23 protein-coding genes and 1 pseudogene are annotated in these 26,572 nt (G+C 29.5%); 21 read left to right on the forward strand and 3 right to left on the reverse strand.

The genetic code is table 11. The features are described from left to right. The first annotated feature begins 110 nt into the window (after positions 1-110). Positions 111-1,331 carry an extracellular solute-binding protein gene (locus tag QMG30_RS14605; protein WP_281816585.1) on the forward strand — a complete coding sequence of 407 codons (1,221 nt, stop codon included), beginning with the start codon at positions 111-113 and terminating at the stop codon, positions 1,329-1,331. A 49-nt stretch (positions 1,332-1,380) separates the two neighbouring features. Here the strand turns inward: QMG30_RS14605 and QMG30_RS14610 are convergent, their stop codons facing one another. Further along, positions 1,381-2,619 (reverse strand): MFS transporter, encoded by a 1,239-nt coding sequence (locus tag QMG30_RS14610; RefSeq protein ID WP_281816587.1) that lies wholly within the window; start codon positions 2,617-2,619, stop codon positions 1,381-1,383. Between the two features lie 302 nt (positions 2,620-2,921). Between QMG30_RS14610 and murB the strand changes: the two genes are divergently transcribed. The 6 genes from murB (at position 2,922) to QMG30_RS14640 (ending at position 8,171) form a co-directional block, all read left to right on the forward strand. Further along, positions 2,922-3,839, forward strand: a complete 918-nt coding sequence (murB, locus tag QMG30_RS14615) for a UDP-N-acetylmuramate dehydrogenase (RefSeq protein ID WP_309298650.1) — start codon at positions 2,922-2,924, stop codon at positions 3,837-3,839. 21 nt (positions 3,840-3,860) lie between these two features. Beyond that, the gene (gene rapZ, locus QMG30_RS14620) at positions 3,861-4,733 is read left to right on the forward strand and encodes an RNase adapter RapZ (protein ID WP_281816589.1); all 873 of its coding nucleotides are present in this window, start codon (positions 3,861-3,863) and stop codon (positions 4,731-4,733) included. Positions 4,734-4,769: 36 nt separating this feature from the next. Continuing rightward, on the forward strand, positions 4,770-5,762 hold the full coding sequence (locus QMG30_RS14625) for a gluconeogenesis factor YvcK family protein (protein WP_281816591.1): 993 nt from the start codon (positions 4,770-4,772) through the stop codon (positions 5,760-5,762). 55 nt (positions 5,763-5,817) lie between these two features. After that, positions 5,818-6,804, forward strand: a complete 987-nt coding sequence (gene whiA, locus QMG30_RS14630) for a DNA-binding protein WhiA (protein WP_281816593.1) — start codon at positions 5,818-5,820, stop codon at positions 6,802-6,804. Then, positions 6,779-7,036, forward strand: coding sequence for an HPr family phosphocarrier protein (locus QMG30_RS14635; RefSeq protein ID WP_281816596.1), 258 nt, complete (start codon positions 6,779-6,781; stop codon positions 7,034-7,036). Before whiA ends, QMG30_RS14635 begins: the two co-directional genes overlap by 26 nt. 283 nt (positions 7,037-7,319) lie before the next feature. Then, complete coding sequence (locus QMG30_RS14640) at positions 7,320-8,171, forward strand: glycine betaine ABC transporter substrate-binding protein (RefSeq protein WP_281816598.1); 852 nt, start codon at positions 7,320-7,322, stop codon at positions 8,169-8,171. A gap of 5 nt (positions 8,172-8,176) precedes the next feature. Here the strand turns inward: QMG30_RS14640 and ymfI are convergent, their stop codons facing one another. Together ymfI and QMG30_RS14650 are read right to left on the reverse strand one after the other, a co-directional pair. After that, the gene (gene ymfI / locus QMG30_RS14645) at positions 8,177-8,911 is read right to left on the reverse strand and encodes an elongation factor P 5-aminopentanone reductase (RefSeq protein WP_281816601.1); all 735 of its coding nucleotides are present in this window, start codon (positions 8,909-8,911) and stop codon (positions 8,177-8,179) included. Positions 8,912-8,944: 33 nt separating this feature from the next. Continuing rightward, positions 8,945-9,817: a deoxyribonuclease IV gene (locus QMG30_RS14650; protein ID WP_281816603.1), complete on the reverse strand. Its 873-nt coding sequence runs from the start codon at positions 9,815-9,817 to the stop codon at positions 8,945-8,947. Between the two features lie 500 nt (positions 9,818-10,317). On the opposite strand from QMG30_RS14650, the gene QMG30_RS14655 reads away from it, so the two are divergent. The 14 genes and pseudogenes from QMG30_RS14655 (at position 10,318) to QMG30_RS14720 (ending at position 26,549) form a co-directional block, all read left to right on the forward strand. Further along, positions 10,318-11,472 carry an LCP family protein gene (locus QMG30_RS14655; RefSeq protein ID WP_281816606.1) on the forward strand — a complete coding sequence of 385 codons (1,155 nt, stop codon included), beginning with the start codon at positions 10,318-10,320 and terminating at the stop codon, positions 11,470-11,472. Between the two features lie 252 nt (positions 11,473-11,724). Next, entirely contained in the window at positions 11,725-13,080 is a 1,356-nt protein-coding gene (locus tag QMG30_RS14660) for an LCP family protein (RefSeq protein WP_281816608.1), read from the forward strand. 81 nt (positions 13,081-13,161) lie between these two features. Continuing rightward, positions 13,162-15,996, forward strand: coding sequence for a phosphodiester glycosidase family protein (locus QMG30_RS14665; protein WP_281816610.1), 2,835 nt, complete (start codon positions 13,162-13,164; stop codon positions 15,994-15,996). Positions 15,997-16,017: 21 nt separating this feature from the next. Next, on the forward strand, positions 16,018-16,626 hold the full coding sequence (locus tag QMG30_RS14670) for a hypothetical protein (RefSeq protein WP_281816612.1): 609 nt from the start codon (positions 16,018-16,020) through the stop codon (positions 16,624-16,626). Positions 16,627-16,724: 98 nt separating this feature from the next. After that, positions 16,725-18,188 (forward strand): lipopolysaccharide biosynthesis protein, encoded by a 1,464-nt coding sequence (locus QMG30_RS14675; RefSeq protein ID WP_281816614.1) that lies wholly within the window; start codon positions 16,725-16,727, stop codon positions 18,186-18,188. A 384-nt stretch (positions 18,189-18,572) separates the two neighbouring features. Further along, positions 18,573-18,734: pseudogene (locus QMG30_RS25315) on the forward strand (DapH/DapD/GlmU-related protein); the annotation flags it as partial. Between the two features lie 19 nt (positions 18,735-18,753). Next, complete coding sequence (locus QMG30_RS14685) at positions 18,754-19,767, forward strand: hypothetical protein (protein WP_281816618.1); 1,014 nt, start codon at positions 18,754-18,756, stop codon at positions 19,765-19,767. A 159-nt stretch (positions 19,768-19,926) separates the two neighbouring features. After that, complete coding sequence (locus QMG30_RS14690) at positions 19,927-21,189, forward strand: nucleotide sugar dehydrogenase (protein ID WP_281816619.1); 1,263 nt, start codon at positions 19,927-19,929, stop codon at positions 21,187-21,189. After that, complete coding sequence (locus tag QMG30_RS14695; RefSeq protein WP_281816620.1) at positions 21,186-22,442, forward strand: glycosyltransferase; 1,257 nt, start codon at positions 21,186-21,188, stop codon at positions 22,440-22,442. The genes QMG30_RS14690 and QMG30_RS14695 overlap by 4 nt, the downstream gene beginning before the upstream one ends. 52 nt (positions 22,443-22,494) lie before the next feature. Beyond that, positions 22,495-23,637: a glycosyltransferase family 4 protein gene (locus QMG30_RS14700; protein ID WP_281816621.1), complete on the forward strand. Its 1,143-nt coding sequence runs from the start codon at positions 22,495-22,497 to the stop codon at positions 23,635-23,637. Between the two features lie 2 nt (positions 23,638-23,639). Next, positions 23,640-24,131 carry a DUF4330 family protein gene (locus tag QMG30_RS14705; RefSeq protein ID WP_281816623.1) on the forward strand — a complete coding sequence of 164 codons (492 nt, stop codon included), beginning with the start codon at positions 23,640-23,642 and terminating at the stop codon, positions 24,129-24,131. An 18-nt stretch (positions 24,132-24,149) separates the two neighbouring features. Beyond that, positions 24,150-24,638: a DUF4330 domain-containing protein gene (locus QMG30_RS14710; RefSeq protein WP_281816626.1), complete on the forward strand. Its 489-nt coding sequence runs from the start codon at positions 24,150-24,152 to the stop codon at positions 24,636-24,638. 35 nt (positions 24,639-24,673) lie between these two features. Further along, positions 24,674-25,156 carry a hypothetical protein gene (locus QMG30_RS14715; RefSeq protein WP_281816628.1) on the forward strand — a complete coding sequence of 161 codons (483 nt, stop codon included), beginning with the start codon at positions 24,674-24,676 and terminating at the stop codon, positions 25,154-25,156. 28 nt (positions 25,157-25,184) lie between these two features. Beyond that, positions 25,185-26,549, forward strand: coding sequence for an O-antigen ligase family protein (locus tag QMG30_RS14720; protein ID WP_281816629.1), 1,365 nt, complete (start codon positions 25,185-25,187; stop codon positions 26,547-26,549). Positions 26,550-26,572: the final 23 nt, after the last annotated feature.

Here is a 26,572-nt window from a genome sequence, read left to right on the forward strand (position 1 = left end):
ATTAATCGAATAAAATAGAATGTAAGTTAATTATTTATGGAATAATTTAATATGAAAATGTAAATAAAAAGTATATATAACATTAAAGAATACAGCAAGGAGACTTGATAATGAAAAGAATAATTAACTTACTGTTAATTACTGCATTAATAATAATATCTATAGGAGGATGTAATCAAGTTAAAAAAAAGACAGTTAAATTTGGAGTTCTGACTGATAAAGATTATATAATAAATGTAATAGATGAATTTAACAGTTCTCAAGATACTTATGAAGTTAAACCAGTCATAATAACAGGTTCAGAAGATGAAACTTATAAGCAAGTAAAAAAATTAATCTCAAATGGTTCATCTGATGTAGATGTTTTATCAATGGATATAACTTGGGCTGGAGAATTTGCTGGTCAAGGTTATCTACAACCTATTGATAATTTAATGCAAGAAAAAGGTTATACACAAAAAGATTTTGTTGAAGAAGCAATGATATCAGGTAAATATGAAGGTAAACAATATACACTCCCCTTTTATCTGGATTTAAGTTTGCTATATTATAGAAAAGATATAGTAAAAGAAACAGAAGCCAAAGTACTAGAAAGTGGTAACTACACATATTCAGATCTATCAAGGTTGGCAGAAAAATATAAAGGTGAGAAAAATACAGAAACAGGTATTGTATTTCAATGTAATGTAAATGAAGGTTTAACAGTTACAGCAGCTGAATTTACTAACTCATTTCATATGCTAAGTGGATTGAAATCATTGAAGTCCATGGTGGATTCAGAATATACTCCCAATGATATATTATATTACTCTGATACCGAAACAAAAGATGCATTCAAAGATGGCAAAACCGTTTTTACAATAGACTTTTCGTATCTATATAATCTTCTGATTGAAGAAAAAATAGAAACAAAATTAAATAAAGAACAAATCGGAATCGCACCTTTACCCAATGGTGGTGTAATAGATGGTTATGTGTTAGGAATAAATAAGAATTCATCTAATATAGAAGGGGCTTGGGAATTCATTAGATATATAGCAAGTGAGGAAGGACAGACGACAATAGCAAAAGAAGGTAAACATATTCCAGGATTCATTAGTTTAGCTACTAATAGCGATATTATAGCTTCCAATGAAATGCTAGCGGTAGAAGGATTAAAAAATGCATTAAATGTAGTAATAAACAGGCCTGTATCTGATAGATATACACAGATTTCCAAAGAAATACAAATGAATGTTCACAAATTCTTATCAGGAGCTCAAGAATTAGATTATACAAAGACAAAGATAGAAAAGTTAATGGAAGATAACGAAGTAATATCAAAAAGATAAGCATAAGCTACCATATATATAATTATTAGTATATATGGTAGCTGTTATATTATATGATCTTGTTAGGTTGCCTAATGGTATATATGAATAAGAATGCTATAATAAATGAAATGGCAGTCAAGAAGAATAATACATTATAGCCTATTAGATCAACAAAAATTCCAAACAGCATTGGTCCACTAATAGCAGCTACGGATGATGAAAAATAATAGAATCCAGTAAATGTACCGACTTTGCTTTCACTAACACCTTCTACTATATAGGGATAAGAATTAATATTGATAAGAGACCAGAATATCCCTGCTACAGCTAATAGAATCATAACTAGGTACTTGTTGAATATTATAATTCCAAGAGGCCCTATTAATCCTAAAAAAATAAAAATAATGATATCAGTAATCAATCCTATGAGGATTGCTCTTTTTTTACCTATCTTCTTTCCTATAAAACCAGCAGGGATAGCAAATAATAAGAAAGCTCCAGCAAAAGCACTCAATATTATTCCCGATTCATGCTTGGGTAAACCTATGTAACGAAACATGTAATTACTAAATGTAGCTTCCATACCTTGGTATCCGATGAACCAAAAAAGTATAGCAAAAAGCAAATGAAAAGTTTTATGATCGTTATTGATGATAATGCCCCGTAGTGTTGCTATAATCTTAACTTTTTCTCTGGTTTCTGTTGATTTTTGAGATGTAACAGGTTCTTTAATGAAGCAAATGATTATTATGAGTGATATGAACATAATGATACCTGTAACAGAAAAAGGTAGTTTTATATCAATTTCATATAAACGAGAACCTCCATATAAAACAAAAACTGCTGCTAGGCCTCCCATAAAATTAATTACTGCATTAGCTTCACTTCTTTGGTGTGGAGGAACCATATCTGGCATAAGTGCAACAGTAGGACCTCTATAGATTGCCATTGAAAAATTAAGTATTGTAATAATAATCAAAAACAATATTAAGTTATTCGAACCTAAAGGTAATATAATGAACATAAGTGCAGAAATAGGAAGACCTATCATAATAAATGGTTTTCTTTTTCCAAATCTAGTATGTGTATTGTCACTTAATGCACTTATATAGGGTATTAAGAAAATTGCTAGGATGTTATCAAGTGTCATAATGCAATTAATTACGAATTGACTGTCAAAAAAATTCAAGAGAAATAGTGGAACATAATTATTATAAAGGGGCCAAACAAGACTAATAGCAAAAAATCCAAATCCTAGAATAAAAGTTTTTTTGTAATCTAATTTTCCAGTTGTTTCTTTAACCATATATTCATCCTCCAATACAGTATTAAATTTTTTATTATAGTTATATTATACAATATAATGATTAAAACTTGTAATAGATTATATAAAACAATATAAATATTGAGGGACTATTAACATAATCTAGTCTAGGACAAAAAAAAATGATATAATGATAATACTGTAAAAATATTTATGATTAAAGTCATGAAAGTTTAAGTATTTTCTTTTGCTTTTAATGATATAATAGTTAAGAGACTTTATTATTGAGTTATATTACTTTTTGGAGTTACATGAGGGTCATGTAATAATGAGAGGATGTATATATGGATATGGACATGGAACTGATTGTTGAGGAATTGACAAAAGAAATAAACAAAGAACATGTACTTAGAAATGAGAAAATGTCAAAACATACTACTTTTAAGGTTGGAGGTAGTGTTGATATATTTATTTCCCCAAGCAATACAAAAGAATTAACCCATGCAATAAAGATTTGTAAGACTTTTGAAATACCGTATTATGTTATTGGCAATGGAAGTAATATACTTGTAAAAGATAATGGATTCAGAGGAGTTATCATACAGATATACAAGAATTTTGATAATGTCACCGTTGATGATGAAACAATAACTGCTCATGCAGGTGTCCTATTGTCAAAATTGTCTAAAATCATTGCTGATGAGAGCTTGGAAGGATTCGAATTCGCTTCTGGTATTCCAGGTACATTAGGCGGTGCAGTATATATGAATGCTGGAGCATACGGTGGAGATATATCTAAAGTGATTGTTTCTGCAGATGTTATCGATGAACAAGGAAATATTGTTACATTATCAAAAGAACAATTAGAATTAGGTTATAGAACCAGCATTATTCAAAAAAATAATTACATAATATTAAGTGCTGTGTTAAAATGCAGAAAGGGAAACAAAGAAAAAATAAGAGAAGTGATAAACGATCTTAATAATAGACGTAAACAAAAACAACCTTTAGAATTTCCTAGTGCAGGAAGTACTTTTAAAAGACCTGAAGGTTATTTTGCAGGTAAGTTAATCATGGATAGCGGATTGAAAGGTTATCAGATAGGTAATGCTCAAGTTTCTGAAAAACACTGTGGTTTTATAATTAATAAAGGGAATGCTACAGCCGAAGATATTATAAATCTTATTGGTCATGTTAGAAAAGTAGTAAATGATAAATATAATGTAAGTTTAGAAACAGAAGTTAGAATTATCGGAGAATAAAATCTAGAAAGGATGAAGCTCATGAGATTTGTAATTGTTACTGGAATGTCTGGTGCAGGGAAAAGTGTATCATTGAAAATGTTAGAAGATATTGGTTTCTTTTGTGTTGATAATCTTCCACCAGTACTTATCAATAAATTTGCACAGATTTGTTTTAGTCCTGATTCAGGAATTGATAAGGTCGCTTTAGGCATTGATATTAGAGGTGGAAATTTATTCACTGAGCTTCTTAATGAAATTAAAATACTGGAAAATGAAGGTTATGAACTGGAAGTCCTTTTCTTAGATGCTAATGATGAAACTTTAGTAAAGAGATTCAAAGAAACAAGAAGGAAACATCCCCTTGTATCAGAGGGAAGAATACAATATGGTATTGATAAAGAAAGAAAAATACTTGAGCAGGCAAAAAAAAGAGCTAACTTTATTATAGATACAAGTAAATTATTGACAAGAGAACTAAAATCAGAATTAGTCAAAATATTTTTGGAAGGTAAAAAATATGAAAATCTAATTATCACAGTATTATCATTTGGATTCAAATATGGTATACCATCAGATGCTGATTTGGTTTTTGATGTCAGATTTATTCCTAATCCATTCTATATACCAGAACTAAAAGAAAAGTCGGGCAACGATATAGAAATCAAAGATTACGTATTGAAATGGGATGTATCCAATAAGTTCATTGATAAATTGGATGATATGATTAATTTCTTGATTCCTAATTATATTCAGGAAGGAAAAAATCAATTAGTTATTGCCATTGGTTGTACAGGTGGAAAACATAGATCTGTTACATTAGCTAATGAACTATATAATAGATTATTGAAACAAGATTACAGTACTAATCTTTATCACAGGGATATAGAAAAAGATTCAAAATTGAAAAATTAAATAATACAAGTAGCATTGAGGAGTGAATTATTTAATATGGACAATATTAATATTGTTGCTATGGGTGGAGGAACGGGATTGTCTACTATGCTAAGAGGTTTAAAGAAATACACAGAGAATCTTACAGCTGTAGTTACCGTTTCTGATAATGGCGGTAGTTCTGGAATACTGAGAAGAGAACTAGATATGTTACCACCAGGTGATATCAGAAATTGTATACTGGCATTAGCTGAAACCGAACCCATAATGGAAAAAGTGTTTCAATATAGATTTACAGAAGGTAGCTTGAGCGGTCAAAACTTTGGTAATTTATTTCTAGCAGCCCTTAATGGAATATTTGGTAGTTTTGAAAAGGCAATAGAAAAAACTAGTGAAGTTTTAGCGGTTAAAGGCAGAGTACTTCCTGTAACAACAGAAAATGTTGAATTGTGTGCACTTTTTGATGATTCATTAATTGTTGAAGGTGAGAGTCAAATCGTTCAAAGATGTAAGAATGACAGAAAAAGCATAAAAGATGTATGGCTTAATCCTAGAAATCCTAAGCCATACGAAAAAGTCATAGAAAGTATTTATGAAGCTGATATTTTAGTACTAGGTCCTGGAAGTTTGTTTACTAGTATAATACCTAATCTGTTGGTGGATGATATGGCGAAAGCAATTATAAAATCTAAGCCTACGGTTATTTATGTTAGTAATATAATGACTCAACCAGGTGAGACAGATAATTATAATTTAGTAGATCATATTAATGTTATTGAAAAATATCTAGGAAAAGGTATAATAGATTATATTATAGTAAATAACCAGAAGATACCTAGTAAAATTTTAAAACTCTACATAGAGGATGGGGCAGTTCCTGTTAAATATGAAAAAAATATACTAAGTAATAGAGGAATTAGAGTATTAGAAGCTCCATTATTGAAGATACTAAGTGGGACCACATTAATTAGACATAATTCTGATAAACTAGCAGAAGTTATAATAACTATACTAAAAAAACTAAACTATCCTACATCTTGCCATTTATAGCCTAATAAATAAGCAAATAATGGGTAAAATAATTAAAATGATAGGATGTGATCATGTGTCTTTTTCTTCAAAGGTCAAAGAAGAATTATCAAGGCATATTGGTAGTGCAAGACATTGCAGAATTGCTGAAATAGCAGCTATTATCAACATTTGCGGTAAAATTAAAGTAATAAGTAATAACGAAATAACAATAAAGGTGCAAACAGAAAATGCAGCTGTAGCAAGAAAGTACTTTACATTGTTGAAAAAAACATTTAATATTAATGTTGAAGTATTAATTAGAAAAAACACTCAACTAAAAAAGAGTAGAATATATGTTATGTATATTACTGATGCCAGTGTTGCTTTGAAATTACTTAAGGCTATAGGTATTGCAGAATTTGGAAAAGAAGGAAGACTTCACATTGTTCATAGGATTAACCCTTTGATAGTTCATAGTACTTGCTGTAAAAGAGCATATATCAGAGGCGCTTTTTTAGGAAGTGGTTCCTTAAGTGATCCGGAAAAAACATATCACCTTGAATTTGTCAGTATGCATAAAAATCAAAGCGAAGAATTAAGAACATTAATCAATTCATTTGGAATGGAATCCAAGACAATTATGAGAAAAAAATACTATATCACTTATTTAAAAGAGGGTTCTCAAATTGTGGATTTGTTAAACATAATGGAAGCACATGTAGCTCTTATGGATCTTGAAAATGTTAGAATTCTAAAAGAAATGCGTAATAATGTTAATAGAATCGTTAACTGTGAGACGGCAAATCTTAAGAAAACAGTATCTGCTGCTGTTAGACAAGTAGAAGATATTAAATATATAGATCATACTGTTGGTCTTAATTCTTTACCGGAGCCTTTAGAAGAAATCGCTAGGATAAGATTAGAATATACATCAGCTACTTTAAAGGAATTAGGTACATTACTAGACCCGCCAGTAGGTAAGTCTGGAGTTAATCATCGATTACGAAAAATAAGTAATATTGCTGAAAAATTAAGAGACAAAAGGGAGGATAACTATGATAGAGAAAAAAATAACAGTTAAAATCGCTTCAGGACTTGAAGCTAGACCAGTTGCTTTATTTGTACAAGTTGCAAGTCAATTTGAAAGTAATATTTATGTAGAGATGCAAGATAAAAAAGTCAATGCGAAAAGTATAATGGGTATGATGTCACTAGGTGTTCTAGAGGGTGAAGATATTACTATAACTGCAGAGGGAACTGACGAAGAAAAAGCCATAAATGAGCTTGAGAAATACTTAAGCGAAGATAAATAGTTTTATTAAAATTAGTATTTGATAAGAAAGATGCGGATTATATCTGCATCTTTTTCTTGTTATAAATAGGAAAGTTATACTTTCTATTGTACTTAAAATCTTTTATGAGGAATAGCTTTTTTTATTGTCTTATAGAGGTTTTGTTTAATAATTTATGAATTCCCAGAACTAACCATAATATACAAAATTAATATGTGAAATACTAATACCAATACGACAGAGTTGACATTTAAGTAGAAGTTAATTCAATTAACTTGATATACACGAAGGGATGTTATTTCATATGAGACGAAGTTTGATTATTATATTATGTTTAGTTTTTTTAGTATCATGTAAAAGCAATAATGATGAAGAGAATATTGCTGATGGTATCGACATCAGAATAGGTTGTACAACATATCCTTCATCATATGCCCAAGCAATTTTATTAAGCGAAATAGTAACGAGAGAAGGATATACCTCTAAAATCATTATGAATGATACCGATACAATGTGGGATAACCTGAGCAAAGGTAAAACGGATGTTCTGTTAAGTGGATGGATACCGACTATTGATACTAAAAGAAGAGCGAAATTAGAATCTGTTATAAAAGATTTAGGAACTAATTGTAGAAACCTATCTAATGGAATATATGTACCCGACTATACCCTAATAGGATTCTTATCAGAATTAAATAACTATGAAAAAGAATTCGAAAAGACCATCTATGTTTGTAAAGAAAGTGATGTTACTGCTAGTGAAACCAAATATATGTTAGAACGATATAATGTAGATTATAAAATTAAACAAGTCAACTATGAAGATCTAGATGAACTAATTAAGAATTCTATAGAAAAAAAAGAATGGATAGCAGTAGCTCTATGGACACCAAATGGGATGATTAATAGATTTAACCTAAGGCAATTGAGGGATACGAAGAATATATATACAAATAATATTGATACCCATACTATAGTTAGTAATGCATATGATAATGAAGAAATATTGAATATATTGGATAATTACTTTTTAAGGACAGGTGAACTCAACGAATTAATCAATAATCTAAATGCAAATAGCCAACAAAAAAAGACTGTTAACTTTTTCTTAGATAACAATCTTCAAATATTAAATAGAGCACTTGATGTTCAATAGTGAAATTAGATCAATCCCCCATCTAGTGTTATGATCTGCCCAGTCAGATAAGATGATTCTTTAGACGATAGATAATAACACAAATTAGCAACTTCAGAAGGCTTGCCAATTCTATTAGCTGGAATCTCTTCAATAATTGTGTCCAAGTCTTCTTTTGATAAACAAGAATTCATATGTGTATCTATCAAGCCACAAGCAATAGCATTAACTCTTATATGACTTGGGGCCAATTCTTTTGCTAAAGCTTTTGTAAAAGCATTAACTGCACCTTTTGAGGCAGAATAAGCAACTTCACAAGATGAACCTGTAATTCCCCACATGGAAGTTATGTTAACAATATTACCATGTTGATTTTTAATCATATAGGGTACAGATTCTTGACAAACATTATATAACGATTTCAGATTTGTATTTATAATTTTGTCCCATTCATCTTCAGTGGTATCTGTGAATAACTTGATGATTGATATGCCAGCATTGTTGATAACTATATCAATATTACCAAAAACAACTTTTATTTCTTCAAACATATTTTTAACACTGTTTTTGTCTGATACGTCAGCAAGTATAGGAAGACAAGATACACCATAGCTTTCTATAATATCTTTTGTCTCTAGTAGTTCATTAAAACTAGATGAACAATTTATAACAACATTGAACCCTTCTTTAGCATATTTCAAAGCGATAGATTTACCTATACCTCTTGAAGAGCCTGTCACGAGAACAGTTTTTTTATTCATATTAAGTTTCATTTCCTTTCTGAGACTTCTATATTAGTAGATATTCTTAATATCTCTTAACATAGCAATTTCTTCTTTGTATAAATTAGTAGTCTTATCTATCCATGGAGTTTCAAGAATAAGAGGTTTATTATCACATATTTCATTATGGACTATATCATAAAGTGCTTTGAAACCTATTTGGTCCATACCACGCTTGTTGCTGGCATCAGCACCTATATTAGCATGTCTATCTTTCCTTGAACCCCTGACATTAAGTGAACCGTTAATATGGAATACTTTTAATCTATCTAGTCCTATGATTTCATCAAACTCTTTCATAATATTATCAAAGTCATTAATAATATCATATCCACTGTCATGAGTGTGACATGTATCAAAACATATTCCTAGTTTTTCTTTTAGCTCAACTTTATCTATTATTTTTTGAAGCTCTTCGAATGTCTTACCTACTTCTGAACCTTTACCAGCCATAGTCTCCAAGCATACAAAAGGTTTAGTATCATTGGTTAAAACATTGTTCAGTCCTTCTGCAATACGATTAATTCCATAATCAACGTCTTTTACAGTATATGAACCAGGATGAACAACAATATAATTAGAACCCATAGCTTCTGTTCTGATTATTTCTTCACCAAGAAAAGATTGGGCTAACCCATAGATATCATCTTTAACAGAAGCTAGATTTATTATATAAGGAGCATGAACAACAATATCCTTGATATCATGCTCGTTCATATATTCTTTTCCTTCATCTATTTTCATATCTTCTAAAGGTTTTCTGCGTGTGTTTTGTGGTGCACCAGTATATATCATAAAAGTATTTGCATTATAAGAGTGTGCTGTTTTGGCAGCACCTATCAAACCTTTTGATATTGAAACATGAGAACCTATTAATATTGACATTAATATCGCCTACCTTAATTAATAAAAATTTTTTTTATGGTTAATATTTCAAGAAAAAAATATTTATTTAATATAAAATTTACAAATCATAACAAAATGTTAAAGAGAAAAATAGTAATTTCATTATAAAAAGTAATTATTTTCATATTTAGTGAAACATAATCAATATATTATTCGTCTAAAGAGGGAAAACTAAATTTATAAGTTTCTTACGTAAAAAAATATATATAGATAATATACATCAATAAAAGTAACATAGCAATATATAATATAAAATATCCTCCGTTAAGTTAGTATTTTTTATAGACTATTGATTTATACATTTTTTTGTTAGCATTGTTTGACAACAGTTAAAATGAAACGATTTAAACTAAAAAATTAGCATGAATCAGTAAATATATTTTAGTTTGAAATTTAAAACTAGATTAAAAATAAAAAAATGTTAACTTTTTGTAATGTTTTTATGGTATTATATTAGATGATTAATAGGAGGTAGAAAGATGAACAATAAAAAACGTACCAGTACATTGCTAATGTTAATAATAATAGTCGCAGTAATACTTATAGCAACATTAGTTATTGTACTAACGGCTAATAATAATGAATTAGCCCATGGACAAGATAATGAACTAGAAAATAACAACAATCAAGGTAATACTGACAAAGACAAAGATAAACAAGAGATTGAAAAACCAGAATCCGTTAATGCACTATTAATTGGGTTCGATAAATCCAATGGTTTGTCGGATGTAGTTATGGTTGCACATTTGGATACTGAAACTAATCAAGTAAAGCTTATCTCATTGCCTAGAGATTTATTGATTGATTTTAGGAAAAGTGGTTTTGATAAAATAAAACAAGAAAATAATATTAGAGCTAGTTATTGTAAGCTTACTGAAGTATATTCCAACGCTGGATGGGATGATGATGCTTTATTAGTCATTAAGGATGTAGTAGAAGAAATAACACAACTTAATATTGATTATACGGCTGCTGTAAATATTGATGGTTTCAAAGCCATAGTAGATGCAATTGGTGGAGTAGAATTCTATGTGCCTGAAAGAATGTATTATACAGATGAAGTTCAAGGCCTTTATATAAATCTTCAAGAAGGACTTCAATTATTAGATGGTGATAAAGCAGAACAATTAGTCAGAAATAGGAAATATAGTGGTAGTCCAGACTTAAAAAGGATAAAAGTACAGCAGGATTTCTTGATAGCAATGAGTAATAAAATATTGAAAATCAGAGATTTTGATAAAATAAGTGATTTGGCATCAACTGTTTATGGATTATTGAAAACAGATTTTGGTTTAGTAACAGCTAATGAGTATGTAAGTTATATATTTGATCTGAATCTAAGTGAGTTACTTACATCGGAAAATAGAATCACAGTACCATCTGATGGTACCAAAATGAATCATATATGGTATCAAACTTGGGACAGACAAGAAGTTTTGGATTCTATAGACGAGTTGCTAAATAAAAAGCCAGAAATACCAGATGAAACAACTGATGAAACAACAACAGAAGAAACAGGAAAAAGTACTGATACTGAAACAAAAATTGTTGATGATAATGAACAAGACAAAGTAGCAGAAACAACAAATAAGATTAATAACAAAAATGATGATGAAATAGAATTTGTGTATTAATATTAAATAAAAAATTTAACAGAAATGTAATATTTCCTAATATCATGTTAATTATTGTCAATTATACCTACTTTTGATATACTAGTTATAATTAAAAACATTAGCATGTTCTAAATTATGGTAATATGTAAAATCTTAGGTGAAATTAAGTTGTAACAAGGTTATCTATTAGTTAATGCTATATAGATACCCTTGTTTTAAATTAAAAATAGATTTTAATTTAACATGCTTTGAGAGTTTAGGAGGGTAAAATTGAATAATAATACGAAGGTTTCATTGTTAACCAAATTTCTAAAAGTTTTTTTGATTTCGGTAGTAATATTTTCTTTAATAGCAGGTATAGCTACTGGAGGTTACATATTGCTTAATAAAGACAAACATAAGTCACAAGACCCTACAAAAACACCATCTGCTTCAACAGGAGACGAATCAGGTTCAACGAAAGATACTGAAAAAGAAAAGAACCTTACAACTTTTGCAGTATTCGGAGTGGATAAAGATGGTTATAGGACTGACGTTACAATGGTCATGACTTTCAATCATATAACAAAACAAATCAATATTGTTTCTATTCCTAGAGATACATACGTGGAATTACCCACTAACATATATAATGAATTACATGCCAAAAGAAAAGATACACCTAAAAAATTAAAGATAAACGAAGTACCAGCTTATGCACCAAGGGATGAAAGAAACCAATACTCTATTAGAATGTTGGAATATATGTTTGACATAAAAGTTGATTATTATTTTAATATGAATCTAAAAATATTTAAGGATATAGTAGATATTATAGGACCCATTAAGTTTAATGTTCCTCGTGATATGGTTTATAGTGCTCCCGATCAGAATTTTAGTATAAATCTTAAAAAAGGTGAACAAGAATTATATGGAGCCCAAGCAGAACAGCTTATAAGATATCGTAAAGGTAATGCTCCTGGTGTAGGTTATGCTAATGGTGATATTGGTCGTATAGATGTACAACATGAATTCATGAAGGCATTTGTTAACCAATTACTTACTGAAGAAAACAAATATAAGATCATGACAATTGGAAGTACCGTAATTACTAAGACTTCAACTAATTTTGATGCATTACTAGAGTATTATCAATACATAAATGATATTAATGTGGATAATATAGAATTCCGTACTTTACCACAAGATCCAAATAAACCAAATGGTAATTTTTATTACTGTGATCAAGAAGCATCCAAGAAATTATTTGAAGAAATTTCACAAGTTAATGATACCAATGATAATGAAAATAATACAGATGGTAAAGATTCTAGTCCTGAACCTGAAGACTCCAAAATTATAAGTAGCATAGGTCTCAATATTGAAATATTAAATGGTTCTAAACAGGGTGGATTAGCAAAAAGAACTAAGGAAAGACTTGAAAAGGATGGATTTACTGTATCTAACATAGGTAACTATGATCCTGGAATTTTAGAAAAGACTAAAATTATTATTCCAAATGAGGGTATGGGAGAAGATTTAAGTCAATACTTCAAAGATCCAGCTATTGAATTAAGTGAAAAATCTTTACCAGAAGGTGTAGATATTAGAATTATAATTGGTACTAATGATAAAGATAATAATTAGGAAAAAATATTGGATTTAGTTAAGAGGAAGATTATTGACTAATATTTACTTTCCTTACTGACAAGATTAGGGGTTGATATAATGAGAAAGTTATTCAAGAAGTTATTTAGTGTATTTGTTTTAATAGCTTTAGTTATTAACAACAATGTTTTATTTGCAGGTTCCACAGATAATATATTATATGAAGATACTGAAAAAGAAACAATCTCAAGTGGTATTACATATGAAAAGATTACTAGACTTACAGAAGCAGGATGGGTTGACGTACATATTATTGAAGCAGATTTAACCAATCCATATGTAAAAATGGATGTAATGAGAAATACGGATGGTTTCGGGATAAAGGAATCACTTACTAACATTGCTACAGAAAATAGAGCAATAGCTGGTGTTAACGCTGATTTCTTCAATATGAGAAATAATCCTACAGATATTATAGGATTCGAATATGAAAAAGACGGTATTATTGTTGGAAAACATAATTTTAATGCTGGCGGTAATTCATATGGTTCTTTTTTCCTTGATGCCAATAATATGCCATTCACTGATTTTATGAAAATGAGATTACTCGTAACTAGTGAAGATGGTGAAAAAGAATTATATATTGCTGGGTTCAACCAAGTAACTGCTGGTGATGCTGCAGTATATTATGATAAATTTGCAATGCCAGATACAAAGGAAATTGATGAAAGAACACCAGGATTAAGTAAAATGGTAATAGAAGATAATGAAGTAACTTATTTATCTGCACCAGGAGAACTTGTAACAATGCCTGAAAGTGGTTTTGTGATTGCTATGCCTGAAGAAACAGCTTTTTATTGTTTTCAAAATTTTCCTGTTGGGACTAAGATAAAAGTAAATACTGATACTAATATTGATTTGACCAATATTAATTTAGCAATAAGTGGTGGAGGAAAGATTCTAACCAATGGTCAAATAAGTAATGAAGGATATGTAGTCGGTAGAAATCAAAGACATCCCAGAACTGCTATCGGATATAACCAAAGTAGAGATAAATTGTATATGGTAGTTGTTGATGGAAGAGGTTCCAGCATAGGGGCTAATCATGATGAATTAGGTAAGATATTATTGGACATAGGTCTCTATGATGCTATTCACCTAGATGGAGGAGGTTCCAGTACTTTAGTTGGAAGACATCTAGGAAATACATATGTAAATGTATTCAATAAACCATCAGGTGGAGTACAAAGAAAGATTGCAAATGCTATTGGAGTAACTTCTATAGCGCCAACAAGTGATTTACATGAAATAGTAGTTACAGCTGATAAAACTAGGGTATTTAAAGATATACCAATTTCATTTACTGTATTAGGACATGATAAATATTATAATCCTGTAGTAATCTATCCTGATGATATAAATTGGCAGGTAGAAGGAGTAGAAGGTGAATGGGATAATAATATATTCTATCCAAGTGAAGCAGGAGTAGCGACTATAACGGCAGAAGTGAATGATATAACTGCTGATATGACTGTAAAATGTTTTGATGAACCTATTTCCATGGAAATAAATAACGAATTCAGTTTCTTAGAACCAGGAGAAAAAACTAATCTTAGTATATTAGGAATTGATGAGGATGGTTACAGAGGAGAAATAAATTCAAAAAATGTTAAATGGGAAGCAGTAAACAAGAATATTGGAGAGTTCATCGATGGACAGTTTGTTGCAGGTAAGAATTTTGGACAAACAATAATTAAAGGAACTATAGGTAATACGACAGTTTACGGTTATGTTATAGTTAGTCTGGAACAAGAACTTGTTGATTCTTTTGAAAATGATACTAAAATACATGGAATAGTATCGTCTGATACAGTTACTGCCGACACAGAGGTTATAAATGAAGGTCAAGAAGGCAATAATTCTATTAAACTGGAATATTCCTTTCAACAATCAGAAGCTACACAAGTAGCGTATGTAGCATTTGACAATCCCTATGTTTTTGACCAAAAACTAAATAAATTAGGATTATGGGTTGAAGGTAACAATATGAATCATTGGTTAAGAGGTATGATTACAGATGCTGAAGGAAAACAACAATTAATCTCTTTTGCATCTTCAGTTGATTTTGAAGGGTGGAAATATGTAACTGCTAATGTACCACAAGATATGAAATATCCAGTTAAACTAGATAGAATATACATAGCAAGTTTACGTTGCCCACAAGAAGCAACTTTTAAATTGAAATTTGATGGATTAACAGCACATTATGCATTTGATACTTCGGATCTCACGTTACCAAATCAAGAGATATATGATCCATTAGGTAAAAAGACTATAGAAAATCCAGAGATGACAATGTCTGTTTTTGGTAGTACCTCATCTAAGAATAGACTACTTGATGGAATAGTACAACGTAATGTGTTAAGTCAAATGGAGAATACTTCAGATGTTAGTTTATTCGTAGGAAATACAGATATACAAGGTAATGAGCTTAACAATGATATTGTTGTTTGGGACAACAAATATAAAGTTACGGATTATGATAATGTTAGAATAATTAATCTTGCGACTTCAAAAAATAGTATGCGATTAACTGATCCTAATCAATGGAAAAGATTTGTTAATGATTTGAATGCTACAGAACAAAAACATATATTCATAACACTTGATAAAAATCCTTTGACATTTACTGATAAAAGAGAATCTGAATTATTAAGAGATATACTAAAAGATTTTCACGAAAAAACAGGCAAAAATATTTTTGTAATAAATGGAAGTGGATATAAATTTAATATCGAGTATGTAGAAGGTATAAGATATATGGATATCAATGGTTTATGGTACAAAGTACATGATGATAATAAAGTTGATTTGAATGATAAATTCTATATTATCAATTTTAATATTAGTGCTGATGATATTTCATATAATGTTACTAATGTCTACCCAAAATAATTATAAAAAGGTGGTTAATGAATGAGCAAAAAAGGATATCGTATTATGGTTTGTTGCTTGTTAGTTATGGTGACGGGTTTGTTATATACTTCGACAAACGCTTCAAGTGTAGATCCAGGCACAATAGATGATCCTCTAGTCACTAAGAGTTATGTAGATGATAGATTAGAAGAAATACTAGGTAAAGCAGGACAACAAGGTACCAGTTCAAAAAGCAATAATGACAAGACGGAAATAGATTATGAACAAATATATTTAGAATTGAACAAATACATTGATAGTAAACTTGAAGAAGTAAACGACTTGAAAGATTCATCAAAATATGAAGTTGTTGAGCTGGAGATAGGACAGGATTTGATTTGTTCTGACAGTACTGAAGTAATTCTAAGGTCTGGAACTGCAAAAATAATAGGGAATGATACAGGTGATGGAATATCTGATATTACTATAGGTATAGATTTGTCAGATGGAGTTTTAGTTCCTAAAAATCATCTATTAATAGTTCCAAGAGATGATGAAAGAGGATTAAAGGCTGAATCAAAGTGTTTTGTAATGGTTAGAGGTGAATCTGAGGTAGTAGATAATTTACCAGATAAAAATAAAGATGATACACAGAAGACGGATGATTAGTCTATTGTACATAAGTAGTTTTTAGTATTGATTTATGGTATAATATAAAAATCAATTTTAGAATAATATATATTTAGAAAGTAAAGCGAGGTTGCCATATGAAGGCAAATACATCAAAAAAAGTAATTTCCAAGGATATGATATTTTATCTTCCTGCTAAAATATTAGAAGGAATCGTAGGATTTGTAACAATAGGTGTTTATTCCAGATTGTTTACAACTGAAGTATATGGTGAATATGGAGGAATCAATCCTACTATCAACATTACCTTCTTGATTGTGTTAGGATGGTTAATGCACTCTTTATATAGATATATAAATACATATAAAGATAATAATAATACAGAAGAACTTTGTTCAACAGCATTTGTAAGTTATATAACAATTACAGGAATTTTCCTGATTGGAATAATAATATTTATTTTAAGTGGAAACAAGATTATAAGTACAACATTATTGTTAAGTGCTTTTCTGATGTTTGTTGCATATGGACTCAACCAAGTTTTACTTAATCTTTTGGTGGCATTAAAGAAAATTAAGCTTAATCTGATATTATCACTATGTGGTGTAGTCTTAAAGCTTGTTTTAACAATATTATTAGCCTTTAATTTTGATAGGTCAGTTGAGATATTATTTATTGCCAATGGAACAGTTGATTTAGTAAAAGCAATTATAGTTTTTGTTAATTTGAAAGGTTACAGGTATATAGATTTCAATAAAGCTTCTATGAATACATTAAAAGTCATGTTAAGATATGGTTTCCCGTTAATCGGATTGAGCTTAACCATGTTTGTACTTAACATTTCTGATAGATATGTCATAATTTATTTTTGTGGATCTGATGTAAATGGTATATATACTGCCAATTATTCATTAGCTTCAGCAGTGTATACAATGATGATGATGGGGATAATGAGAGCGGTTTACCCTAATCTATTGGATTCATGGGGAAAAAAGGACATAAACAGAACAAAAGATATACTATCCAGTGGAGTTAGATATTATTTGTTGATATGCGTACCTGCAACAGTAGGTTTAGTAGTACTTTCAGAGCCTATTTCAAGATTATGTCTTTCAGGTGAATATCAAATGGGATATTCAATTATAGCTTTGACTTCAATAGGAATGTTATTTTTTGGATTAAGTGAATACTGTAATAAGGCATGGGAACTTACAATTAATACAAAAACGATATTAAGAAATAGCCTAATAAGTGGAATAATTAATTTAGTGCTTAACATTATTTTGATTCCTGCATATGGATATAAAATTGCTGCTATAACGACTATGTTATCATTTATTATCTATTTCATTTTATGTTATACAGGAGCAAAAAAAATATTGATATGGAAGTTGAAACCAGTAGTATATATACGTATAATTGGAAGTGCATTAACTTTTGGTGTATTGCTGATTATTGCAGGGTATTTTATAGAAATCAATGCAGCGATTCTTGTTTTGGCAATTATCGTTTCAATAATAATATATGGTGTATTGTTAATATTGACAGGCGAATTGACAGAAGAAATAGTTATGCTACGTAAATTAATAAAGCATAAATAATAAGTATAGGAAGTAACTATTATGGGAGTTAAGAAAAAAATTAGTTTAGGATTATATTATTTTGTAGGGAAAAAATTACCTGAATCTGATAGCTTGATTAGTTTTGGAGCAAAAAGATTTAGGAGATTTTTGTGCAAAAATATATTTGACTATACATCCAAAACGTGTAATATAGAAAAAGGAGTATTTTTTGGTAGAGGTCAAGGGATATCTATTGGAGATAATTCAGGAATAGGATTACACGCAAGGGTGCAAGGACCCCTTGAAATAGGTGACAACGTTATGATGGGACCCGATGTAATAATATATACTAAGAATCATGAATCAAAAAGGACAGATATACCAATGATAAAACAAGGGACAACAAGTCCAGAGAAAGTTGTTATTGAAGATGATGTCTGGATTGGTGCTAGAGTCATAATACTACCTGGTATAACAATTGGTAGGGGTAGTATATTAGGAGCAGGTTCAGTAGTAACCAAAAATGTAGAACCCTACACTGTTGTAGGTGGAGTTCCAGCTAAGAAAATAAAATCAAGAATATAGAAAAAAGGGAATAGACTTAATGAAAAAAATATCCATGTTCATTTTGATTGTAGTGATTATTCTAGTTACTGGATGTAGTAATAAAAAGGTAGAATTAGAAGAACCTATCCCAGAAGATAAAATAATAAAAGATATAGAAAGAGATATATGGGTTGTACAGGATGATGATAAACTTGTTGTAGGATACAGATATAATGAAAAAGAAAACATATGGATTGAATTTGCGAAAAGAGGAATTAATGAGTTATTGCAGATTTCAAATGTTTTTACTACAGCAATTCAAGATAAAATGACTAAGAATGAATTTGACAATTTGGATAAGGTTCAACTTATAGACAGCTATACAGATTGGATAAGCCCATGTATGTTTAGGAAAGGTTCACAAAAAACAGAAGATGAGCCACAATTCACAGGTGGTTGGCATGGTGTAGATGATAAATACGAAACTGCCAGAATGCTTGATTATAATATTGAAGTTGATGGTAATGTAAATAGTAATATAGTTCAAGTAGCATCTGAAGTAGTATTGACAGTAACAAATAATCTTTATGCATATAATACCATTGATAGTAAAAAAGAAGAATTACAAGAAACTGTTATTTATAATATTAATAGTGATGGAATACAAGTTGAAGTTGAGCTGAAAGCATTAGATGATATTGTTATTGAGAAATACTATGGATTGCAAACTTTGAATTCACTATATAGAGGTAGCCTTATATATGACGGAGCTGAAGATACAGCATTTGATCCTTTTAAAGGGAGTGAATCACCACCAAAGTCAAATGATTGTAGTTATCAGGTTACACTTAGATCTGAAGATGGAGCACATGTACTGATAGCTTCTATCAATAAGGATGTCGGCTTAGGAAAAGGTGATTACTTGGGTGATTCTATTCCATATGCTTTTACATTAAGTTATGGTAAAACATATTTTGATTTAGTAAGAGGAAAAGAATTACATCTGAAAAAGGGTGAAACCGCAAAATGGAAAGGCAGATATATTTTTAAATATGAAGATATTAATAACTGAGATAATTACATAATTCCTAATTTAATTCTATACGCTCAATATGTAGATTATAATAGTAAATCGAATCCAACATTTGTGCTATAGAAATCAGCGGAAGGTAATTATGCAATTATCTTAACTAGAATTAATTGATATAATAATCTGGAAAGGTTGGTTAGTATGAAAGAAAAGATATGTGTACTAGGTTTAGGTTATATCGGACTTCCTACAGCAGCAATGTTTGCAAGTAATGGATTTGATATAATAGGTGTAGATGTTAATGAAAAAGTTGTTAAGGCTTTAAATAAAGGCGAAATAATTATAGAAGAACCTTATTTAGATACAATGGTAAGAGATGTTGTAACATCAGGGAAATTGAAAGCATCTGTTAAACCAGAAGTTTCTGATGTTTATATTATTGCTGTACCAACACCAATTAATGAAGATAAGACTGCTGATATGTCATATGTAATCAGTGCTACAAGGTCTATTGTACCATTAGTCAAAAAAGGTGATATCGTAGTGTTAGAATCTACTTCACCACCAAAAACTATAGATAATATTATTGTACCAATATTGAAAGAATCTTCACTTAATGTAGAAGAAGACTTATATATTGCTCATTCTCCAGAACGTGTTATTCCAGGTAAAATACTATTTGAACTTGTAGAAAACAATAGAATCGTTGGAGGAATAGACGAGGAGTCAGCACTTAAAGTCAAGAAATTATACCAGTCATTTGTAAAAGGTGAGATATTTACTACTAATGCCACTACTGCTGAGATGTGCAAATTGACAGAGAATACATTTAGAGATGTAAATATAGCACTTGCCAATGAATTGGCTAAGATATGTGAACAATTAGGAATTAATATTTGGGACGTTATCAAATTCTCTAACAAACACCCTAGAGTTAATCTACATCAACCAGGACCAGGAGTTGGAGGACACTGTATAGCAGTCGATCCATGGTTTATAGTTGAAAAATTCCCAGAAACTGCTAAGATGATTACACTTTCTAGAACTATTAATGATAGTATGCCTGAATATGTATTCAACAAAAGCAGAAAGATACTAGGTACATTGAAAAACAAAAAAGTTACAATACTTGGTATAACTTATAAACCAGATGTTGATGATATGAGAGAAAGCCCAATTATTGAATTAGTAGAATTATTTGAAGAAGTTAGTGGCATCACTATATCAATTTGCGATCCATTCGTTGAATCATTCAGATATCTAGAAAAAGATATCTATACTGCATGTAAAGATAGTGATTTAGTTATACTTGGAGTAAATCACAAGTTATTTAGTGATACTAATATGGAAAAGATATATAAGAATATGAGACAAGCTAATATACTTGATACGAGAAACTTTTTTGATGAAAAAGCGCTTGTCGATATAGGATTCGATTACAATTTATTAGGAAAAGGTAAATGAAAATGAAAAAAAGAGTTTTGATGGTAGCTAATCAATTTCCACCAATGGGCGGTTCAGGAGTTCAGAGAAGTGTTAAGTTTGCAAAATATCTTCCAGAATATGAATGGGAGCCTGTTGTGTTTACTAGAGAAAGTAGTAAAGGTTTGATTGATAAATCATTATTAAATGATATACCAAAAGATTTAGAAGTCATAAGAACTAAACCTTATGACCTAAATGAACTAAAAAAACCTTTTAATTTAGCTGGAAAATTCATATCCAGAAAGTTATTGATACCTGATGGTGATGTAATATGGTATAAAAAAAATAAAGATATCCTTCTGGATTATGTTAAGAAAAATAATATAGATATTATATACACCACATCTTACCCATACAGTGACCATTTATTAGGTTTATATGTTAAAAAACATATGCCTAATATTCCTTGGGTAGTTGATTTTCGAGATGAATGGTGTAACAATCCATATATTTTGGATATGGGATATTCTAAGAATCGTATGGAAAAAGAACGAAAAATGGAAAGAGAAGTTATTAGTAATTGTGATTATTTCATTACTAACACTCCTCTAATGTTAAAAAACTTCTTAAAAGACTATGATATGAAAGAAAAATCTTTTGTTATACCAAATGGTTATGATAAAGATGATTTTGATAATATTAATAAAGACTATGTAAAGAAAGATAAATTAATTATAACTTATTCTGGTTCAATGTATGGAAGAAGGAAACCAGATTATTTCTTACAAGCGGTGGAAGAATTGATTGATGAACAAAAAATCGATAAAAAAGATATATTAATTAGATTTATAGGGAATATTCCTAATAAGAAAATAAAAGAGATTAATGAAAATTATTCTCTAAGCGAAACAGTAAAATATTTACCTTATATGGAACATAAAAAAAGTATAGAAAAACTTGTAGAATCAGATATATTATTATTTATTATCGGTGAAGGAAAAGGAGCAGAGAATTTCTATTCAGGTAAGGTGTTTGAATATATGAATACCAATAGACCTATATTAGCTCTTGTACCTCCAAAAGGAGTTGCTGCTGATGTGATAAAAGATACCAATACAGGATATATATCTGATACAACTAACGTAAAACAAATAAAAGAGCTAATGCTGAAATTATATTTTGACTGGAAAAATGATGCTATTGAAATGAATCCTAATTGGGATAAAATAAAGACTTTTGAAAGAAGGCAGTTAACAAAACAGCTTGTTGAAATACTTAATAGAGCTAAATAATAATAATTAAAAGCTGTGGAAGTTATGATATACAGTAGGAAGGTTGAATATTATGAAAATATTACATCTTATTAGCGGTGGAGACCAAGGAGGAGCTAAGACTCATGTCATTACTCTATTAAGAGAATTAAGTAAGAATGCTGATATAACCCTTGTATGTCTTTTAGAGCAAGATTTTGCAATAGAAGCTCGAGACCAAGGCATTAATGTTATTGTAATGCAACAAAATAAAAGATATAAATTAGATATTGTTAAAAGTCTCATCAGTATGTTAGAAAAAGATAAATATGATATACTTCATTGTCATGGGGCAAGAGCTAATTTTATAGGAATGCTTATAAAAAAGAAATATTCTATACCTACTGTATCTACTATACATAGTGATTACAAATTCGATTTTGATAATAATTTGTATAAGAAATTAGTATATACGACATTAAATTATTTTAGCTTGAAACATATGGATTATTTCATAGCTATAACTAACCAGTTTAAACAGATGTTAGTAGGCAGAGGATTCAAACAGGACAAAATTTATGTTGCATACAATGGAATTAAAATTACTCCAAGGAATTATTCAATGTCCAGAGAAGAATTTCTAAGTAGATATAATATAAAGTATAGTCAAGATAAAATTTATGTTGGTATTGCTACAAGACTTCATCCAGTAAAAGGAATACCTGTTTTTTTAAAGGCTGCAGAAAAAGTACTTAAGACTAACAATAATATTCAATTTTTGATTGCTGGTAATGGAGATGCTAATTATACAAATAAATACAAAGAATATGTCAAGACTAATAAATTAGAAGATAATGTTGTATTTTTGAATTTTGTTAAAGATATAGATAATTTTTATAATGCTATTGATATTAATGTACTTACTTCTCATAGTGAAAGTTTTCCTTATGCATTATTGGAAGGTGGACTTAATAAAAAGGCAACAATCTGTTCCCGGGTAGGTGGAATACCAGAAATGATTATTAATGAACAATCAGGATTATTATTTGAAGATGGTAATTATGACAAGCTGGCTGAATATGTTGAAAGGCTTGCTGGTGATGTAGAATTGAGATTACAATATAGTAATAATCTATACAATAGAATAGAAAATAATTTTTCTGATAAAAATATGGCTAAAACACATATTGAGATATACAGAAGTATATTGACAGGGAATATTAAGAGAGGAAGGTAGATATGAGAATAGTTGATAAGAACGGTAAATTGTTTGGTAAGATTAACATCATGGATATTATTATTATACTTTTAGTTATATTGATAGGTGTTACTCTTTATAATAAGATTTATAATAAAGGTGACTCAGCAGTATCATCAACTAAACAAGATATATATATTGTTGCTGAAGCATATGGGCAAGCACCAGATGTTGTAGATTCTATAAAACAAGGAGATAAAATAGTAGCTCAGAATATATATCAATCTGGTGATATAGATTATGTTGATATCAGTGATGATAATTATGTTACTACTACAAATGAAGGTAAACTTATTGTACAAAAAAGAACTGACAAGAAAACTATTGAGGTAGGTATTAATTGTAAAGCTAATATTAATGGACCATATATTGATTGTGGTGGACAAGAGATAAAAGTTGGAAAATCATACTGGATAAAAACCAGTAAAGGTCAGATTAGAGGATTTATTAAAGAAATTAAATTAGAGCAATAATATAAGGGAGAGAAATTAATGAAAATTATAAATGAAAAAGGTAAACTATTTGGACTAGTTAATATTATTGATTTGATAACAATTCTTCTTATTATTGCATTAGTTTTAGGAGCTCTATATAAATTTAAAGGAAATAGTATTAATATGATTGGTTCCAATAAAACAAAAGAAATGGAGTATGTTGTTAGACTAAATCCAAATTATGAAGATTTCTTCAAACAAATAAATGTCGGAGATAAATTAGTTCAAGATAAACGAGTACTTGATGCATCAATTACCGATATAAAAATTCAAGATTTCTATGAAAGTATACCAGATGAAAATGGAGAGGTTTCTATCCAAAAACATCCATTGTTCAAAGAAGCTTTTATAACTATAAAAGCGACAGTTTCTGATAAAGATCCAATTTTTAAATTGGGTGAACAGGAGATAAGAGTTGGATGTAGTAATTTTGTTAGGACTAAGTTATTCGAGATGTCAGGTTTTATATATAAAGTTATTGAATAACCACTTGACTTAGATTAAGAGAGGAAAGAAAAGCTATGAATGTAATTGAAACTAGTTTTATTTATAGAATTATTAAATATATTGATAGAATACATGAATATAGTTTTTTCTATAAAACACGAAGAAAAAAAAGAATTCATAAATCTACTAAGTTGAAACTTTCTATGTATGAGTATTCAATAATATATAAATTATTATGTACAATAGGACGAGGGTTTAATTCTTTATTTAACTTAATTAATAAAGGCTGCAAAACTAGTATAATCATAAATGCAATAGGGAAAATGACCGAAGATATTAAACATAAGAAACTTCATGTATTTAATCAATTTATGATAAGTTTTATTATTGGATATATAATATCTAATATAGCATTTAATATGTTCGCTAGCTATAAGATAAAATATGTTTTGATATTTGCTGTACTAACATTTGTTGTTAATATTATGTTTCGCTTGATAAATAAGTACAGAGAGAATAGTTTATTAGTTAGTTTAATGAAGAAGATAGTAGATTGAAAATAATACAAGTTAGTTGGTGAACAAAGTGAAAAATAAAATAAGTATATTGATAGTAATAATTGGTTTAGCTATTGGTCTCATAGGTGCAAAATTCGGTATTAGTATTGCTATAGGAGCTACAATGGTTGTACTTCTAGGAGCAGCTATCATACTAGACTATCAAAAGACGGTAATTCTACTTGGATTATATGTTTTTATTGATTTCATAGTAAGGAATATTGCTGGTCTCGCAGTAGTTTCTAGTATATGGGATGAATTAATGTTCCTAGGATTTATATGCATATTCATTTATAAATTGATTCGTTATAGAAAATTAGGTTTTTATAAATCAACCCCTTTAGACTTTCCAATTGTTTTTTTTGTTCTGTTAGGTGTGTTTTTAGTTTTTATCAATTCACCTAATTTAGGAATAGCAATAGATGGATTAAGGGCGGTTGTCCAATATATGCTTTGGTATTTTTTGGCAGTTCAATTATTAGACTCCACAAAGGGTATATTAAAAGTATATTGGGTACTTACCATAACTGGAACACTTTTAGGTCTTCATGGAATTTATCAATATTTGACAGGAGCTGAAATGCTAGGAAACTGGGTAGATAGTGCTGAGAATATAACTACAAGAGCATATTCTATTGTAGGAAGCCCTAATATACTTGGTGCAGTTTTTGTACTTTTCATTCCTATGAGTATAGCATTGTTAACATCTGATCATAATAAATTAAGAAAATTTATTGCATTTTGCATGACAGTCATTATGGCTGGAGGATTATTTGCGACCATGTCAAGAGGTGCATGGATATCTGCTGCATTTGGTATATTCATTTTTATACTATATAAGAATAAAAAACTGATATTACCTCTTATATTATGTGCAGGTATAGCAGTCCTTATGCTTCCCTCATTATCAAGCAGACTAACCTATATGTTTACAGATGAATATAAGGCAAAATCTTCTCAAGGTGGAAGAATCTATAGATGGGAAGAAGGAGTTAATGCTTGGAGTGAAGGAAATAAAGCCATTGGTTTAGGGCTAGGTAGATTTGGAGGAGCTGTAGCAACTAATAATGATTTATCACCATTCTATATGGACAATTATTATTTGAAAACATTAGCAGAAATGGGTATAATCGGTCTATCTGCATTTATACTATTATTAATATGTGTCATAAAATGGTGTACTACAGCGGTTATCAAAGAACGGAATGGAAGAAAGAAAGATCTGATGATGGGACTACTTGCAGGAGCATTAGGGATATTAGCTCAAAATGCTGTAGAAAATATATTTGAAGTTCCAATGATGGTGACATATTTCTGGTTATGTATCGGACTTATAATGGCATTAAGTATGGATAAAGGCAGATACAGTATAAGAGATAAAAGAATGATATAAAATTTTCATTTTATTTCATGAAG

Source organism: Vallitalea longa, assembly GCF_027923465.1.
Classification (GTDB): Bacteria; Bacillota; Clostridia; order Lachnospirales; family Vallitaleaceae; genus Vallitalea; species Vallitalea longa.

Excerpts from the sequence above, each read along its gene's own strand:
- rapZ (WP_281816589.1), top strand. The coding sequence starts at position 3,861 with ATGAGATTTGTAATTGTTACTGGAATGTCTGGTGCAGGGAAAAGTGTA.
- QMG30_RS14695 (WP_281816620.1), top strand. The coding sequence starts at position 21,186 with ATGAAAATGAAAAAAAGAGTTTTGATGGTAGCTAATCAATTTCCACCA.
- QMG30_RS14685 (WP_281816618.1), top strand. The coding sequence starts at position 18,754 with ATGAAAAAAATATCCATGTTCATTTTGATTGTAGTGATTATTCTAGTT.
- QMG30_RS14670 (WP_281816612.1), top strand. The coding sequence starts at position 16,018 with ATGAGCAAAAAAGGATATCGTATTATGGTTTGTTGCTTGTTAGTTATG.
- QMG30_RS14655 (WP_281816606.1), top strand. The coding sequence starts at position 10,318 with ATGAACAATAAAAAACGTACCAGTACATTGCTAATGTTAATAATAATA.
- QMG30_RS14650 (WP_281816603.1), bottom strand. The coding sequence starts at position 9,817 with ATGTCAATATTAATAGGTTCTCATGTTTCAATATCAAAAGGTTTGATA.
- QMG30_RS14715 (WP_281816628.1), top strand. The coding sequence starts at position 24,674 with ATGAATGTAATTGAAACTAGTTTTATTTATAGAATTATTAAATATATT.
- QMG30_RS14610 (WP_281816587.1), bottom strand. The coding sequence starts at position 2,619 with ATGGTTAAAGAAACAACTGGAAAATTAGATTACAAAAAAACTTTTATT.
- QMG30_RS14665 (WP_281816610.1), top strand. The coding sequence starts at position 13,162 with ATGAGAAAGTTATTCAAGAAGTTATTTAGTGTATTTGTTTTAATAGCT.
- ymfI (WP_281816601.1), bottom strand. The coding sequence starts at position 8,911 with ATGAATAAAAAAACTGTTCTCGTGACAGGCTCTTCAAGAGGTATAGGT.
- QMG30_RS14690 (WP_281816619.1), top strand. The coding sequence starts at position 19,927 with ATGAAAGAAAAGATATGTGTACTAGGTTTAGGTTATATCGGACTTCCT.
- QMG30_RS14705 (WP_281816623.1), top strand. The coding sequence starts at position 23,640 with ATGAGAATAGTTGATAAGAACGGTAAATTGTTTGGTAAGATTAACATC.
- QMG30_RS14605 (WP_281816585.1), top strand. The coding sequence starts at position 111 with ATGAAAAGAATAATTAACTTACTGTTAATTACTGCATTAATAATAATA.
- murB (WP_309298650.1), top strand. The coding sequence starts at position 2,922 with ATGGATATGGACATGGAACTGATTGTTGAGGAATTGACAAAAGAAATA.
- QMG30_RS14640 (WP_281816598.1), top strand. The coding sequence starts at position 7,320 with ATGAGACGAAGTTTGATTATTATATTATGTTTAGTTTTTTTAGTATCA.
- QMG30_RS14625 (WP_281816591.1), top strand. The coding sequence starts at position 4,770 with ATGGACAATATTAATATTGTTGCTATGGGTGGAGGAACGGGATTGTCT.
- QMG30_RS14635 (WP_281816596.1), top strand. The coding sequence starts at position 6,779 with ATGATAGAGAAAAAAATAACAGTTAAAATCGCTTCAGGACTTGAAGCT.
- QMG30_RS14710 (WP_281816626.1), top strand. The coding sequence starts at position 24,150 with ATGAAAATTATAAATGAAAAAGGTAAACTATTTGGACTAGTTAATATT.
- QMG30_RS14700 (WP_281816621.1), top strand. The coding sequence starts at position 22,495 with ATGAAAATATTACATCTTATTAGCGGTGGAGACCAAGGAGGAGCTAAG.
- QMG30_RS14675 (WP_281816614.1), top strand. The coding sequence starts at position 16,725 with ATGAAGGCAAATACATCAAAAAAAGTAATTTCCAAGGATATGATATTT.